The 15,702-nt window shown below is 39.8% G+C and carries 18 protein-coding genes; 16 read left to right on the top strand and 2 right to left on the bottom strand.

Going from position 1 to position 15,702, the window contains the following annotated elements:
* Positions 1-624 precede the first annotated feature (624 nt).
* Together AB1471_RS01135 and AB1471_RS01130 are read left to right on the top strand one after the other, a co-directional pair.
* Complete coding sequence (locus AB1471_RS01135) at positions 625-3,165, top strand: vitamin B12-dependent ribonucleotide reductase (protein ID WP_367777679.1); 2,541 nt, start codon at positions 625-627, stop codon at positions 3,163-3,165.
* A 191-nt stretch (positions 3,166-3,356) separates the two neighbouring features.
* Positions 3,357-4,241 (top strand): patatin-like phospholipase family protein, encoded by an 885-nt coding sequence (locus AB1471_RS01130; RefSeq protein WP_367777678.1) that lies wholly within the window; start codon positions 3,357-3,359, stop codon positions 4,239-4,241.
* On the opposite strand, the gene AB1471_RS01125 is transcribed toward AB1471_RS01130, so the two are convergent.
* Together AB1471_RS01125 and AB1471_RS01120 are read right to left on the bottom strand one after the other, a co-directional pair.
* Positions 4,233-4,610, bottom strand: coding sequence for an SA1362 family protein (locus tag AB1471_RS01125; protein ID WP_367777677.1), 378 nt, complete (start codon positions 4,608-4,610; stop codon positions 4,233-4,235). The genes AB1471_RS01130 and AB1471_RS01125 overlap by 9 nt on opposite strands.
* 45 nt (positions 4,611-4,655) lie before the next feature.
* Positions 4,656-5,603, bottom strand: coding sequence for a DUF1385 domain-containing protein (locus tag AB1471_RS01120; RefSeq protein WP_367777676.1), 948 nt, complete (start codon positions 5,601-5,603; stop codon positions 4,656-4,658).
* Between the two features lie 161 nt (positions 5,604-5,764).
* On the opposite strand from AB1471_RS01120, the gene AB1471_RS01115 reads away from it, so the two are divergent.
* The 14 genes from AB1471_RS01115 (at position 5,765) to accC (ending at position 15,694) form a co-directional block, all read left to right on the top strand.
* Positions 5,765-6,232, top strand: coding sequence for a YqhR family membrane protein (locus AB1471_RS01115; protein WP_367777675.1), 468 nt, complete (start codon positions 5,765-5,767; stop codon positions 6,230-6,232).
* 63 nt (positions 6,233-6,295) lie between these two features.
* Positions 6,296-6,742, top strand: coding sequence for a type II 3-dehydroquinate dehydratase (aroQ, locus tag AB1471_RS01110; RefSeq protein WP_367777674.1), 447 nt, complete (start codon positions 6,296-6,298; stop codon positions 6,740-6,742).
* Between the two features lies 1 nt (position 6,743).
* Positions 6,744-7,805, top strand: coding sequence for a M24 family metallopeptidase (locus tag AB1471_RS01105; RefSeq protein ID WP_367777673.1), 1,062 nt, complete (start codon positions 6,744-6,746; stop codon positions 7,803-7,805).
* A 24-nt stretch (positions 7,806-7,829) separates the two neighbouring features.
* Positions 7,830-8,387: an elongation factor P gene (gene efp / locus AB1471_RS01100; RefSeq protein ID WP_367777672.1), complete on the top strand. Its 558-nt coding sequence runs from the start codon at positions 7,830-7,832 to the stop codon at positions 8,385-8,387.
* Positions 8,388-8,641: 254 nt separating this feature from the next.
* Positions 8,642-9,553, top strand: coding sequence for a stage III sporulation protein AA (spoIIIAA, locus tag AB1471_RS01095; RefSeq protein WP_367777671.1), 912 nt, complete (start codon positions 8,642-8,644; stop codon positions 9,551-9,553).
* Complete coding sequence (gene spoIIIAB / locus AB1471_RS01090) at positions 9,550-10,065, top strand: stage III sporulation protein SpoIIIAB (RefSeq protein ID WP_367777670.1); 516 nt, start codon at positions 9,550-9,552, stop codon at positions 10,063-10,065. Before spoIIIAA ends, spoIIIAB begins: the two co-directional genes overlap by 4 nt.
* Positions 10,066-10,082: 17 nt before the next feature.
* On the top strand, positions 10,083-10,289 hold the full coding sequence (spoIIIAC, locus tag AB1471_RS01085) for a stage III sporulation protein AC (protein ID WP_367777669.1): 207 nt from the start codon (positions 10,083-10,085) through the stop codon (positions 10,287-10,289).
* A 9-nt stretch (positions 10,290-10,298) separates the two neighbouring features.
* Entirely contained in the window at positions 10,299-10,697 is a 399-nt protein-coding gene (locus tag AB1471_RS01080; RefSeq protein ID WP_367777667.1) for a SpoIIIAC/SpoIIIAD family protein, read from the top strand.
* 16 nt (positions 10,698-10,713) lie between these two features.
* Positions 10,714-11,844: a stage III sporulation protein AE gene (gene spoIIIAE, locus AB1471_RS01075; RefSeq protein WP_367777666.1), complete on the top strand. Its 1,131-nt coding sequence runs from the start codon at positions 10,714-10,716 to the stop codon at positions 11,842-11,844.
* A 13-nt stretch (positions 11,845-11,857) separates the two neighbouring features.
* Positions 11,858-12,391, top strand: a complete 534-nt coding sequence (locus AB1471_RS01070) for a stage III sporulation protein AF (RefSeq protein ID WP_367777665.1) — start codon at positions 11,858-11,860, stop codon at positions 12,389-12,391.
* A gap of 4 nt (positions 12,392-12,395) precedes the next feature.
* Complete coding sequence (locus tag AB1471_RS01065; protein ID WP_367777664.1) at positions 12,396-13,013, top strand: SpoIIIAG-related protein; 618 nt, start codon at positions 12,396-12,398, stop codon at positions 13,011-13,013.
* Positions 13,014-13,016: 3 nt separating this feature from the next.
* Entirely contained in the window at positions 13,017-13,565 is a 549-nt protein-coding gene (locus AB1471_RS01060) for a SpoIIIAH-like family protein (RefSeq protein WP_367777663.1), read from the top strand.
* A gap of 250 nt (positions 13,566-13,815) precedes the next feature.
* On the top strand, positions 13,816-14,319 hold the full coding sequence (accB, locus tag AB1471_RS01055) for an acetyl-CoA carboxylase biotin carboxyl carrier protein (protein WP_367777662.1): 504 nt from the start codon (positions 13,816-13,818) through the stop codon (positions 14,317-14,319).
* A 16-nt stretch (positions 14,320-14,335) separates the two neighbouring features.
* Complete coding sequence (accC, locus tag AB1471_RS01050; RefSeq protein WP_367777660.1) at positions 14,336-15,694, top strand: acetyl-CoA carboxylase biotin carboxylase subunit; 1,359 nt, start codon at positions 14,336-14,338, stop codon at positions 15,692-15,694.
* Positions 15,695-15,702 lie beyond the last annotated feature (8 nt).

Genomic DNA, 15,702 nt, shown 5'->3' with positions numbered 1-15,702 from the left:
TCGAGATCCGTTGTTGGACAAGCAGACCCAGATGCAATAAGTGTGAAGCACGGCGACGGGTTAAGCTGGTGACCGTCCGCAAATAACGGGAAACCCTCTAATTTGGTGATCACTCTATGAATCAGCCGAGTGATCACAGCTTAATATTGTTGCACACCCTTGATTTTTTGTATGACGGTAAGAGGTTTTAATTTAGGCATAACTACAGAGAACTTGCAGAAATTGTGAAATTACCCCCTCACTTAGCAAATAACCCCTGATTTAATAGAATTAGCCGTATGCCTTAATAAGGCACGTACGGTTTGGGTAGCCTTGAAAAAGGTTACCCTACTCTATGTTTTATACTAAAAATGCCTTTCAAAATCAACCGATGTTCTTAAGAATGCCTTGTCGAGAATTGCAAATCTGAAAAAAGTCCAAAACGAGTTGAAAATTACATTTTAGACCGTGTTTTCTCCCTCTTTTAGCCGAAATCTTCTCTTTTTGGATTTGACAACATTTTTAACATTGACGAAAAAAACCATATGTAGTATGAGGGTAAAAATGGCGAACACTATATGTTGTGTTTTTGTTGAAAAAGGAGTAGACTACAATCAAATAATACAATTAGAGGAGATTTAATACATGACATCTTTAACTCCACAACAAACAAGATTGAATATCGAACAATTAAACGAGGATATTACATTATTTGACCCAGTTCACCCTATTACCTCAAATATGAAACTTACACATAAAGGTGTCTCAAGGCTTGTTATGCTGGATCGTTATGCATTTAAAGACACGGAGAAAAAAACACTACGCACAGGTGATTTTGTTGTGCTAACAATTAGAGAAGATCCTAAATTTCCAGCACGTGGGTTAGGTTACATTCAGAGCATTAACCAATCACGTCGTGAGGCACAGGTGTTGATTGAAGAAGAGTTCCGTAACTCGCTCGATACGCCAAAGGAAATAGAAACAGGAATTATCAATCGTTCACTTGATGTGATTGAAAAACCGCTTGAAGTGTATTACGAACAAATTGCGCTTCGAAATGCGACGGGACTTGCTTCAGTTGAAAAAACAGAAGAGCTCCGAGAGGAATGGACGACAAAGTTTTATGAAGAGCTATCAAGTCTTCATTTTGTTCCAGCTGGCCGTGTTTTGTACGGTGCAGGAGCCAATACTGATGTTACATTCTTCAACTGCTATGTCATGCCGTTTGTAAAAGATTCACGAGAAGGAATTTCTGATCACCGTAAGCAAGTGATGGAAATCATGAGCCGCGGTGGTGGTGTTGGAACGAATGGTTCTACGTTGCGTCCTAGAAATACATTAGCAAGAGGTGTGAACGGAAAATCATCTGGTTCTGTTTCGTGGTTAGACGATATTGCGAAGCTTACTCATCTAGTCGAGCAAGGTGGTTCAAGACGTGGTGCCCAAATGATCATGCTAACTGATTGGCATCCAGATATTATTGAATTCATCATTTCTAAAATGCAGAATCCACGTATTTTACGCTTTTTACTGGAAACAAGTGAGGACGAATTCATCCAAAAAATCGCACATGAAAAATTAAAGTTCACCCCATTAACAGAGCAAGAAGTGGCTATGTACCAAAGCATTGTGAACTACAAAGATATTCCTGGTCAAGGTGGTTTTAATCAACACATTATTGAGGATGCACAAGAAAAACTTGCAACAGGTGGAATATACTCCGTTCATAATCCAGAGTTTCTTACTGGTGCCAACATTTCAATTTGTTTGACGGATGACTTTATGAAAGCTGTTGAGAGCAATGAAACATACAACTTGCGGTTCCCTGACGTTGAATCATACTCTCCACAAGAAATGGCTGAGTATAACGACAAATGGCATGAGGTTGGGGATGTCCGTGAATGGGAAAAACAAGGGTATGAGGTCAGAACGTACCGTACAATCCAAGCAAAAGAACTATGGAATTTGATTAATATATGCGCAACGTATTCAGCGGAGCCGGGCATTTTCTTTATTGACAATGCAAACGATATGACCAATGCAAAAGCATACGGTCAACAAGTTGTAGCAACAAACCCGTGCGGAGAGCAACCATTAGCGCCTTATTCTGTATGTAACTTAGCAGCTGTCAACCTTGCGGAGTTTGCGGACAAGAAAAACAAAACAGTTCAATTCGATAGATTGAAAAAAACAGTCCAAATTGGTGTTCGTATGCAGGATAATGTGATCGATGCTACTCCTTATTTTCTTGAAGACAATAAAGTGCAAGCACTCGGTGAACGTCGTGTAGGTCTAGGTGTTATGGGACTTGCTGACCTGCTTATTTATTGTGAAAAAGAATACGGATCCAAGGAAGGTAATCAGCTCGTAGACGAAATTTTTGAAACGATTGCAACGACTGCATACCGTACGTCAATTGAACTTGCCAAAGAACGTGGTGAATTCCCATTCTTGGAAGGTGAGTCACAAGAAGAAACGAATTCTCTTCGCAAAGCGTATACGGAAACAGGGTTTATGAAAAAAATGCCTGAAGATATTAAACAAGGGATCTTAACTCACGGAATTAGAAATTCTCATCTTTTAACGGTCGCTCCAACTGGAAGTACAGGAACGATGGTGGGAGTTTCAACTGGACTTGAACCATATTTTTCCTACACGTATTATAGAAGTGGTCGTCTAGGGAAATTCATAGAAGTCAAAGCAGATATTCTGCGTGAATACTTGGAGGCAAACCCGCAGGCAGCAGATGAACTACCAGACTTTTTTGTGACAGCAATGGAATTAGCACCGGAAGCTCATGCAGATACACAATGCGTAATTCAGCGTTGGATAGACAGCTCTATTTCCAAAACGGTTAACGCTCCAAAAGGTTACGCTGTTGAGCAAGTGGAAAGCGTGTATGAGCGTCTTTATAAAGGTGGTGCAAAGGGTGGAACGGTATATGTTGATGGCAGTCGTGACTCTCAAGTCTTAACGCTTAAAGCGGAAGAAAATAAAATAGATACAAAGGCAAAAGAGCAAACTGTTGTCTTGGTTGATACAATTCAAGACTTAAGATCAACCAAGGTCACAATTGGATCAGAGCTTGGTAATACATGTCCAGTGTGCAGGAAAGGTACCGTAAAAGAAATTGGTGGATGTAACACTTGTACGAACTGTAATGCTCAACTTAAGTGCGGTTTGTAATTTTGTCATCTGTCTACTTGCTGTCAGTTTCTAAGAAGTCATAAGAATTATCTTTAATAAGCATAGGCACCTATTTTTGTTTGATGGGACCAACGAGCCGTATTCACTTGTTGACTGAAGAAGGAGGGGATCTATATCCTCTTCTTCTTTTTTTATCCCTTCATATAGATAGTAAGAATGGGGGTGCACACATGATCATTGATTTGGTGTTTTCAGGTGGCGGTGTAAAAGCGATTGCATTTATTGGAGTGGTTGAAGCATTAGAAGAGAGAGGAATAAAAGTCAGGAGAATAGCGGGAACAAGTGCAGGGGCACTTGTTGGAGCATTAGTTGCTGCAAGTTATACGTCTGCTGAAATAAAAACGATGCTTCCTCCCCTTTCGGAATTATTTTATAAGGAAAAAGAGCAAAGATGGTGGGTGCCTACGTGGTTACGCTGGATTCAACTCTATTGGAAGAAGGGATTATATACAGGAGATGGCCTACTAGAATGGTTGGAGCTTCGCTTGCAAGAAAAAGGAATACGTACATTTGATGATCTACCCCAAGGATCGTTTAAGATGGTCGCTTCAGATTTAACTGCTGGAAAAATGGTCGTGTTACCAGATGATGCAGTATATTACGGTCGTGACCCCCAAGCGATGCATGTCGCAAAAGCGGTTCGTATGAGTGCATCACTCCCCTTCTTTTTTCAACCTGTGAAGTTGAAGAAAGGGAAACATAGTCACTTGATCGTTGACGGTGGTGTTTTAAGTAACTTTCCAATCTGGCTTTTAGAAGAAAAAGGAGCGAAAAAAGAAATTCCAATCATTGGATTTCAACTTCAAGCGGAAAATCAGAAAGAACAAGAACAAAAAATTAACAATGTGATTGAACTCTATTCAGCTCTTTTTATTACGATGAAGGAGGCACATGATGTACGTCACTTAGAGAAAATAGGGAAGCGTAAGGTACTTATTATTCCAGTCCCTGAATTGTCGTCAACGGACACCTCATTAACGCCAAAACAAATACACACCCTTATTTCAACAGGGCGTGCACAGACATTACGTTATTTAGATCGCTTACTACAGTGACATGCGTTTCTTTTTCTTCCCTTTTTTTCCTTCAATTACAGTCAGTTTGGGAGCATCTCCACGCACAGTTAAAGGTTTTTTTAGTGGTAAGGGTTTTTTCCCACTTTGCTTTGCAGTTTTTTTAACTTTTGAAGCAGAAACAGGATTGCCATATCGTTTCTTTGAGTATTTTGCAGCCTTTTTAAATGCTTGTTGTTCGCTATGGTTTGGTTTTCGGCTTGCCCACAGCCGGTATATTGCATAAATGACACCGGCGAATAAGGCGTACGTAAATATTTTACGTATTAAGCTACTTGGGTCGGTGAAAAGAGCATGGGTAAGTCCAAAAAACGCAAGAACGACTACAATATAAAAAACGGTCATCTTCATATTTATACTAGCCACCTCTCGTGAGACAGTCCTTTAGTATATAGTCTATACAAGTGTAGCCTTTTGTAAACCTGATTCTGACTCTTTTTCCAGTTCCATCATTCGATTAAATGAAGCAATGGCCACTTCAACCTGGTCATCTTTTGGTTCTTTGGTTGTTAAAAGCTGAAGCCATAGACCCGGATAACCGAGGAAGCGAAGTACTGGAACGGAACGAACTTTATTGGTTAGCTGTAAAACTTCGAAGGAGATTCCAAGAACGACAGGGATCAACGCGATTCTGTTTAAAATACGAACCGTTAATGGCTCTGTTGGAACGAGTAGATACACAAACATTCCTACGATGACGGTGAATAAAATAAAACTAGAACCACAGCGATAATGAAGTCTTGATTGAGACTGGACATTTTCAACGGTTAAGGGCAAACCGTTTTCAAAGGTATTAATCACTTTATGTTCAGCTCCGTGATACTGGAACACTCGTTTAATCAATGGCGTTAAAGAAATAAAATAAATATATGCGAGTAATAAGATGATCTTGAATACACTCTCAATCATAATTTGTGCGACATCTCCTGGAAAAGCAAAACGTAATGCTTCAGCTAAAAAAACAGGGATGAGTGTAAAGACAAACTTACCAAACAAAAAAGATAAAACGCCAACTGCAGCTATGCCAAAAATCATTTCTAGCTTGGATGTTTTTTGTTCTTGTTGAACTTTTTCATCTTCTTCAGGTAATACATCGTAACGTTCACTAGAAAAATTAAGGTGCTGTGTACCATTGGCACTTGATTCGATTAAAGCAATAATTCCACGCAAAAACGGAATCTTTTTCATTTTTTGAAATGCAGGTAGAGATTTTCGTGGAAGGTGAAAATACTCAATCGTTTGATCTTTACGTCGAATGGCAGTTACCGTATGACGACGACCACCAAACATGACACCTTCCATTACGGCCTGTCCGCCATATGCGGGCTTTTTTTCATTACTCATTTTTACACCAGCCTATTGTTTCATTCCTTTAATCTCTAAAGGTGCTTTTAGTTTACTAAAAAAATCCGATTCCTACTAGATGAAAGCTCGATTTTCGATTAGCTTTCTATTATGAAGTTGTTTAGTAATGGACATACTTGAAAGGAAAAGGAGGAGTAAAAATGTCGGATGTTGAACTTCCAACTATTAAACGAACGCCTTTGACGATCATAACAGGACTTGTTGGAGGGCTTTTATTTTGTGCTTTTTATGAAGTTTTTCATTTTTTTCATTTTATCGAGAAAACAACATTGATGCCGTCGTGGTCCTTTTTAGCTCCTTCGTGGCAAGAAGGGTTTATTCCACATATAATTTGGTGGGCTATGATTTGTGTTTTATCCATTATATGGGGTTTACTTTACCAATTGACGGTAAAATGGTCTGAAACGATGTGGCCAGGTATCATAATAAACTCAATTCTTTTTGTTGTAATCTTTGTGGTTTTTGGATGGTGGCTAGATTTAGGAACAAATGTTAAAGAACTAAAGCATCATGCGGTCGTCTCCATTGCGTGTTTATTCGTTCTTCATGGTGCGTTTGTTGGTCTTTCTATCTCCTATGATGAGCCTTATGAATCAGAAGAACACTAGTGGGAGAATTTGTTCTAGTATGATAAACTGATTAGGATAACTAATTGGTAAAGGATGACGCAGATGACCACCTTCTTACTATTGAATGGACCGAACCTAAATCGTTTAGGACTTCGTGAACCAGGTGTGTACGGGAAAGTGACACTTGAGCAAGTGGAACAACGTATTTCTATGCTTGCAGACGCAGAAGGTATTGAACTGGTTGCGAAACAGTCAAATCATGAAGGTGAACTAATCGACGCAATTCACCAAGCAGCACAACAACAGTGGGACGGTATCATATTTAATCCTGCAGCTTACACGCATACAAGCTATGCATTGCGAGATGCCATCTTGTCAGTTGATATACCTGTCATTGAACTACATATATCAAATGTTCACGCTAGAGAAGCGTTTCGTCACCACTCCGTCATTTCGTCGGTCACAATTGGTCAAATTGTTGGGTTTGGTGTTTTTGGTTATGAACTTGCGTTTCAAGCAATGATTGAACATCTTAAGGGGGAGAATTGACATGGGGAAAATTAATCAATTACGAGAGCAATTTACAAAGCATAATGTAGATGGAATGATCATTACAAGTACCTATAACCGTAGATACCTAACTAACTTTACCGGGACAGCTGGTGTGGTCGTTATTTCTCAAGACGAAGCGCTATTTATCACTGATTTTCGTTATGCAGAGCAAGCGGCTGCGCAAGCACCTGACTTTAAAGTTGTTCAGCACCAAGGGCCGATTCATAATGAAGTGGCTGCACAAGTTGAACGCTTAGGTATTAAGCGCCTTGGTTTCGAAAATGATCATGTCGTATTTGGTACGTATAAGCAATATGAAAAAAGCATGAAAGCTGAATTGGTTCCTGTCACTGGTCTAATTGAAAAGTTGCGCTTGATTAAGTCAGATTCAGAGATTAAGATATTAAAGGAAGCGGCAGATATTGCTGATGCAGCATTTAAACACATTATTGAATTTATTCAACCAGGGAAGACAGAGTTAGAAGTTTCTAATGAACTTGAGTTTTTCATGCGGACAGCTGGTGCTTCATCTTCGTCATTTGACATAATTGTTGCTTCAGGACTTCGTTCCGCATTACCGCACGGTGTGGCGAGTGACAAAATAATCGAAACGGGTGATCTTGTTACACTAGATTATGGCGCTCTTCATAATGGTTATGTATCTGATATCACACGTACAGTCGCAGTGGGTCAACCAAGTGAAAAATTAAAAGAGATGTATCAAGTTGTGCTTGATTCGCAGCTGTTAGCTATGGAGAACATTAAACCAGGCTTAACAGGGAAAGAAGCCGATGCGATTGCTCGTGATTACATCACTTCCAAAGGTTATGGCGATTTCTTTGGCCATTCACTAGGTCATGGAATAGGCTTAGAAGTTCATGAAGGTCCTGGGTTGTCTGTGCGTTCAGATGTGCGACTAGAAGAAAACATGGCCATAACAGTTGAACCAGGAATTTATATTGCTGGTATCGGTGGTGTTCGCATTGAAGACGACACGTTACTAACAAAGAACGGTAACGAAACCTTCACTCATTCTACAAAAGAACTACTTATATTATGATTTTCATTAATAGGAGGATATACAATGATTTCAGTAAATGATTTTCGTACGGGTTTAACAGTTGAAGTAGATGGTGGCATTTGGCGTGTAATGGATTTCCAACATGTTAAGCCAGGAAAAGGAGCGGCATTTGTACGCTCGAAGCTACGCAACCTTCGTACGGGTGCGATCCAAGAAAAAACGTTCCGTGCAGGCGAAAAAGTGGCGAAAGCTCAAATCGACAACGCTCGTATGCAGTATTTGTATGCAAATGGTGACATGCATGTGTTCATGGATAATGATTCATACGAACAAATTGAGCTTCCAGCAAGTCAAATAGAATACGAATTGAAATTCCTTAAAGAAAATATGGATGTTCAAATTATGATGTACCAAACAGAAGTACTTGGTTTAGAATTACCGAATACAGTTGAATTGAAAGTAACTGAAACGGAGCCTGGCATTAAAGGGGATACTTCTAGTGGTGGAACAAAAACTGCTGTTGTTGAAACTGGGTTATCTGTCAACGTCCCGTTTTTCATCAACGAAGGCGACGCTTTAATCATCAATACAACAGATTCAAGTTACGTTTCAAGAGCATAAAACACCTAAAACCGGTGCAAGGGTCTTATCCCTTGCGCCGGTTTTTTTGTTTAGAAAATGTATTTTAAATTAAGTGCGTGCAACTACACATGGTGAAGTTATTCATCCAGGACTAGCCTATCTATGGTCTAGCCACACTGACTTATGCTCGACTTGGCTAAATTAAGTAACTCGCGCTTTTGTTCTGTCATAAAAAGTACTCTTACACAATAGGATAGAACACAATGATGAATCGTTGAGGTGATATTCAAACCATGCATCCAATACTTTCGCTATTACCTCAGTCACTTCAGCAAGAGATAGGCTCAGTTGTTACGATGGCACTCGATGGAGTAGAAGAATTGCGTATTCGAATTGGACGACCAGTAGAACTTGTCATGGAACAAAACACGATTGCGTTGACCTATATTCCTTCTTCATCAGATCGACAGTACATCGCAGAAAAAATATCACAACACTCCTTTTATTCACTTGAAGAAGAATTAAAAAAAGGGTACATCACGATTGAAGGAGGACATCGAGTTGGTATTGCGGGCAAGGTCACGTTAGAAAACGGAAGTGTACAAGCTATTCAATCGATCTCATCATTTGCGATTCGAAAAGCAGCTGAACGAGTTGGTTGTGCTGATCAATTTATGAAGGAATTGTGGGACCCAAGACAACAAAGATGGAAACATTGCTTACTCGTCGGGCCTCCGAAAAGTGGAAAAACGACATTACTCAGAGATATGGCAAGGTTTATCTCGAGTGAACAAACTCACCAAGGAATAAAAGCACAAAAGGTCTCCATTGTGGACGAGCGTTCTGAAATAGCAGCTTGTCATGTTGGAATTCCTCAACTTACCTTCGGGACAAAAATTGATGTATTAGATCGTTGCCCGAAAATTGAAGGAATGACGATGATGATTCGTTCAATGAGTCCAGAAGTGATAATTGTTGATGAAATTGGACACACACGGGATATAGAAGCAGTAGTAGATGCTATTTACACAGGCGTAACGATTATTATGACAGCACATGCTTCTTCGATGGAAGAATTACGAAAAAGACCGTTAATGGACAAGCTTCTTCAGTCAGAGGTGATTCATTTTATTGAATGCAGCAGTCGTGGTTCCTCACTTTTTCGAGGAACAGAAAAAGTCATAACTGTGGATAGGGAAAGATGACAATTCAACTATTAGGTGCAATTTTTATCGTTGTTGGGTCGGGGCTTGAAGGATTTAGACGGGCGTACATGTTACAAAAACACCAACGTGTGCTGATTAATTTAGCTAATGCCTTTTCTTGGATGCAAAATGAAATCGTCAAACGACAAACCCCAATCCTTGACATCGTAAAAGACCAACAGTTGAGAAAAGGCGATGTCGAGCTTTTATATGAAAAATTCAATCACCACCTTGTCGTCTCTCAATTTCTCTTAAGAGACGCTTGGATCGAAGCAGTAAAAGAATATGGAGAATATTCCCTTTTGAATCAAGAAGACCTTGAATGGATTGAGCGAATAGGTGAAGCGATTCAACAATTTGATCGTCAATCGATCGATAAGGAATTAAGCTTTGTCATTGATGTATTGCGAAATCGTCACCATGAAGCCCGAAACCGAGCGATTCAATTTGGAAAGCTCTATAAAACACTAGGGGTAATGGGAGGGGTATTATTAGTGCTATTGCTTAGCTAAAGATAGGAGCGATTTACGTGGCAATGGATGTGGATACATTATTTAAAATTGCTGGAGTAGGGCTTGTCGTCGCTCTTTTATATACGGTGCTTGAACAAGTTGGAAAAAGAGATTTTGCCCAGTGGCTAGCATTTTTCGGTTTTTTATATGTACTCTTTATGGTACTGCAAGCATTAGATACTTTTTTTACAACAATACGATCTGTATTTATGTTTTACCAATAGAGGCGAAATATGGAAGACTTACTTCAAACAATTGGGATTTGTTTTTTAGCTGGTTTTATGTCTTTGATGCTAAAAGAAAAATCTCCTACCATATCCCTGTTACTAACTGTTTGTGCAGCTGCCGTGCTAATCACTCAACTTTTTTTCTCGATTCAGCTAGTGATTGGAATGGTTCAACGGTTTTCAGATTATTTACCTAGCATGGATCTATATATTGGTACGCTCGTAAAAGTGCTGGGAATCGCTTTTATTTCAGAAACTAGTTCTCATTTATTAAAAGGTGTTGATCAACATTTACTGTCAACGATCGTTGAATGGACAGGCAAGATTTTTATTCTGATCATTGCATTACCGATCTTTTACGAGTTGCTGCAACGGATGCTTACATTGTTGCCAGGTACACTTTGAGAGGGTGAACAAAACTTTGAGCTATCAACCGCCTCTAAATGAAACTGAAGAACTAAATCTAGTCGACGCACAATTAAACGATCAGCTCGAAGACAGCAGCCATGAAGCATGGCTTGGGTTTTGGGATCAACTTACAGGTGTATATGGAGAATATTTACCTTATTTGAATAAACAGGATTTACTGCAACTACTCACTAATCCACAAGGTTCTCTAACTGGGTGGTTATCTGGAATCCTTCGATTTGTTTTTCATGAAGTAGCAGAGAATGCACATATTCTCTTTTGGCTGCTATTATTACTTGTCCTTGGGTCAGTTTTACAAACACTTCAGGAGTCATTTTCAACAAGTGGTGTAGCAAATGTTAGCTCAGTCGCAATGACAGGTCTTTTATTAATCATTGTTGTTGAAAGTGTTGCGGCAAGCGTCACCTATGTTATGAGTACGGTTACGTTAATGGCTGATTTTATGTATGCACTCCTGCCGCTTTATTTAGCGATGCTCACACTTTCTGGAAGTATTACAACAGTGGCGGTATCACATCCATTGTTACTATTCATCGTGCAGCTGAGTCATTTTTTAATGCAGCATTTTCTTGTCCCTTTGTTTGTACTATCCATTTTATTGGATATCGTTGATACGATTTCAACTTCTTTTCGAACGTCTAAAATGGCTGAACTCTGCCGACAATTAGGGGTTTGGATTCTCGGGGTTATTGTAATGATTTATATCTCGATCTTTTCCATCCAAGGTGTCACGACTGCTGTTGCAGATGGAGTGGCTGCTAAAACAGTCAAAACGATCGCGGGATCATTTATCCCTTTTATTGGAAAGGTTGTTGCGGATACAACAGATCTATTTCTTGCCTCTTCTGTCTTAGCAAAAAATGCAGTCGGTCTCGCTGGAGCGCTTGTACTTGGAGTTATCGTGTTATTTCCAGCACTGAAAATTTTAGTGATCGCGTTTATGTATCGTGTGTGTGCGGTTGTAATGGAACCCCTAGGTCATCCTGGGATGGTTCAAGCAGTTGATGCAGTGAGCAAAGGACTTTTTCATTTATGTGCAGCGCTTGTGTTGGTGTCTATTATGTTTTTGTTAGGAATTGTTGTGTTGTTATTTGTAAGTAATATTCCGATGATGATCAGGTAAGGAGTGGAGCGCCATGGGTGAAGTATATCAATGGGTAACAAATTTACTCGTTTTAGTTGTGCTGATGGCGCTCTCTGATCTATTGGTGCCTTCCACAAGCTGGCGACCATTTATACGGTTAGTGTTAGGTGTGTTGTTGCTGCTCTTACTCATTGAACCTTTGTTTTCACTTCTTCAGAAGGGTGATCAAGTTGACTTTGAACCATTTTCGCTAATCGAACAAAATATTGCACTTGAACAACAACAAGGTGAATTGATTATCGCAGACATGAATAACAGACATCAATCATACATATGGAATGAGGTTGGAGAACAATTAGCAAGACAAGCTGGTCCAGTGATGTCAGAACAATTTCAGTTGGAACTGACCGATGTTGTCGTTTGGCCTCAAGACTCATCAATGGAGCAATTTAGTGGTGAAGTTGAAGTGGAGCTAAAAGGGTTGAATTCTATGTCGTATGAAATGGAGAAAAATGTGCTGAACGTACTTGCGGAAGAGTGGGAAATACCTGCTTCTACCATTAAAATTATAGGAATTGAGGAGTGACGGTGTGGGAGAAAAAAAAGGGTGGGACAAGCTGAAAGAATGGGTTGCGTCCTCTAGGGATCCAACACCAAATCGAAAAGTGCAATTTATTTTGATTTTGGTTATCGCAGGAGCACTGATGATGGTTATGCAAGGGAGAAAGCCACCGGAAAGTGATTTGCCTTCAAATCCTGCAGAATCGGCTGTACAAAATGAACAATCAAGAGATCCGACGATTAGTAAAATAGAGGAAGATATGGAAAAACAGTTAGCTGACATTCTTCAAAAAGCACTCGGAACAAATAGGGTGGACGTCATGATCAACTTAGCCACAAGTGAACGCAAGGTATACGAAAAAAATGAAGACCTGCTACAAGACCAATCTACAGACCAAAGAGAAAATGAACAATCTTCCATGGAAAGACGATCTTCAAGTAGTCAGCTTGTCCTTGGAAATCAATCTCAAAACGGTGAACCCATTTTAAGTTACATTGAAAAACCAACTGTTCTTGGTGTCATGATTGTGGCAGAAGGAGCAGATAACATAAAAGAAAAAAAATGGATTACAGAATCTGTCGCGCGGGTCCTGGATATTTCCACACATCGCGTGTCAGTCATCCCATTTAATCAGAAGGAGTCGTGACAAATGATGCTAAAAAAACAAACGGTCTGGCTATTAACAATGGTGAGTTTAGTTGTCGTCCTATCTGTTTATTACGTACTCTCTCCAGGTCAACAAGCATCTCCGTCTTTAGATGAGAATACAGACATGGTAATTGGAGATGAAGAGTGGGTGGGACTCGATGAAGATGAAATAGAGGTCTCTGCCAATTCAGTTGGAGATGATGAGTTGTTTGAAGCGTTACGCATGGAACTTCAAGATGAGAGAAACGCTTTAAAAGAACAATTAGAAACGCAGGTAGCTTCGAGTGAATTAACGTCAGCAGAAAAAAATGATGCGTATACTGCAATGGAAGAGCTGACCAAGGTCCAATCAAAAGAAGCGATGGTTGAAACAATAATTACCACAATGGGCTATGAAGATGCGCTTGTTCGTACGGATGGAGATCGAGTGACAATCACAGTTAAATCAGATGATCACTCTCGAGAAACTGCGAACGAACTGATCCAACTAGGTAGAAAAGAGATGGGTGAGTCTAAATTTGTTTTTGTTGAATTCGAGCCTGTAGAATAAAAAAAATACAAAGAGGGGCTAGCTCATCAGGGCTAGTCCTTTTTTCATTGTTCTTTGCTCAATGTGCCTAATGTTTAGTCGGAGTTGAATAGACGTTTCCGTTTTTACTATTTATGTTACAATGAAATTTGAAAACGATTTCGGGCTATCTTTGAATTATTTTTACTGTCAAGTTGAATTTAGACATTAATTTATCGTATGATATTATGAGCTACTACTAATTACAATTAAAGGTCAAGGAGTGTCAACTATGTTAAAAGTACAAGAGATTCGCGAGCTTATTAAACTAATTGATCAATCAACTATCGATGAGTTCACTTATGAGCACGAAGGTGAAAAAATTAAAATGAAAAAACAGATTCTAACAGCGCAAGCTCAAACAACTTTAGTTCAAGCACCAGTAGAAACAAGTCCACCTGCACTACAAAAAAACACAGCGCAGGTAGAAATTCAACCAGGCGCACAACAACATACAGAGGTAGCTGCCCCACAAGTTGAAGAGCAACGCGGAGAAAACTTGGCAGAAGTGAAATCACCAATGGTAGGAACGTTTTACCACGCATCGTCACCAGATGCTGAACCATTTGTAAAAGTCGGATCAAAGATTAGTGCAGATTCAACTGTATGTATCGTTGAAGCAATGAAGCTATTTAATGAGATCGAAGCAGAAGTGAGCGGAGAGATTATGGAAATTCTTGTGAAAGATGGCCAGCTAGTAGAATATGGTCAGCCACTTTTTCTTGTAAAGGAATAGTAAGGAGAGAATCTGAATGATTAAAAAAGTTTTAATTGCCAATCGAGGAGAAATTGCTGTTCGAATCATTCGCGCATGTCGTGAAATGGACATTGAAACAGTCGCAGTATATTCTGAAGCCGACAAGGAAGCTCTTCATGTACAAATGGCTGACGAAGCGATTTGTATCGGTCCGAAAGCATCTAAAGATAGCTATTTAAATTTCACCAATGTCATTAGCGCTGCAAAACTAACTGGCTCTGATGCAATTCACCCGGGGTACGGCTTTTTAGCTGAGAATGTTGATTTTGCAGAATTATGTCTCGAATGCAACATTACTTTTATCGGACCAAGTCCAGAATCCATCGCAAGAATGGGTACAAAAGATGTTGCGCGAGAAACAATGAGAGAAGCAGGCGTTCCAGTCGTACCTGGTTCAAAAGGAATTGTGGAAACGGTCAATGATGCAATTGTTCTTGCAAATGATATGGGCTATCCTGTGATTATTAAAGCAACCGCTGGTGGAGGCGGAAAAGGAATTCGTGTAGCCAAAACAGAACAAGATTTAGTCAAAGGTATGAAAATAACTCAACAAGAAGCAGCAACCGCTTTTGGTAACCCGGGTGTGTACATAGAAAAATATATTGAAGATTTTCGTCATGTGGAGATCCAAGTAATGGCTGACCAACACGGTTCTGTCATTCATTTAGGTGAGCGAGACTGTACGATCCAACGACGACTTCAAAAGTTACTTGAGGAAACGCCATCTCCTGCTCTTGACAAGGGTGTCCGCTCTCAAATGGGTGATGCAGCGGTTAAAGCGGCTCAAGCTGTAAATTACACCGGAGCTGGAACAGTCGAATTTATTTACGATCACCGTAATAAATCATTTTATTTCATGGAGATGAATACACGTATTCAAGTGGAACATCCGGTAACAGAAATGGTTACAGGTGTGGATTTAATTAAGGAGCAAATTCGAGTAGCTTCAGGCGAGCCTTTAAGCTTAACGCAAGAAGAGGTCACGTTTAATGGCTGGTCAATTGAATGCAGAATCAATGCTGAAAATCCTGAGAAGAATTTTATGCCTTCAGCAGGTAAAATTGATATGTATCTTCCGCCAGGTGGTTTAGGGGTACGAATTGACTCAGCAGCATATCCTAGCTATACGATACCTCCATATTATGATTCAATGATCGCTAAAGTTATCACACATGGAGCAACACGCGAAGAAGCGATTGCAAAAATGAAGCGGGCATTAGACGAATTCGTTATTGAAGGTGTGCATACGACCATCCCATTCCATTTACGGTTGTTAGATCATGAGGCGTTTGTTGGTGGAGATTTTAACACCAAGTTTTTAGAGACCTATGATGTTATGGCTACAAAAGACTGATAAGGAGG

Source organism: Jeotgalibacillus marinus (assembly GCF_040801915.1).
In the GTDB taxonomy this organism is placed as follows: Bacteria; Bacillota; Bacilli; order Bacillales; family Jeotgalibacillaceae; genus Jeotgalibacillus; species Jeotgalibacillus marinus.
This window is presented reverse-complemented; position numbering and strand designations above follow the sequence as displayed.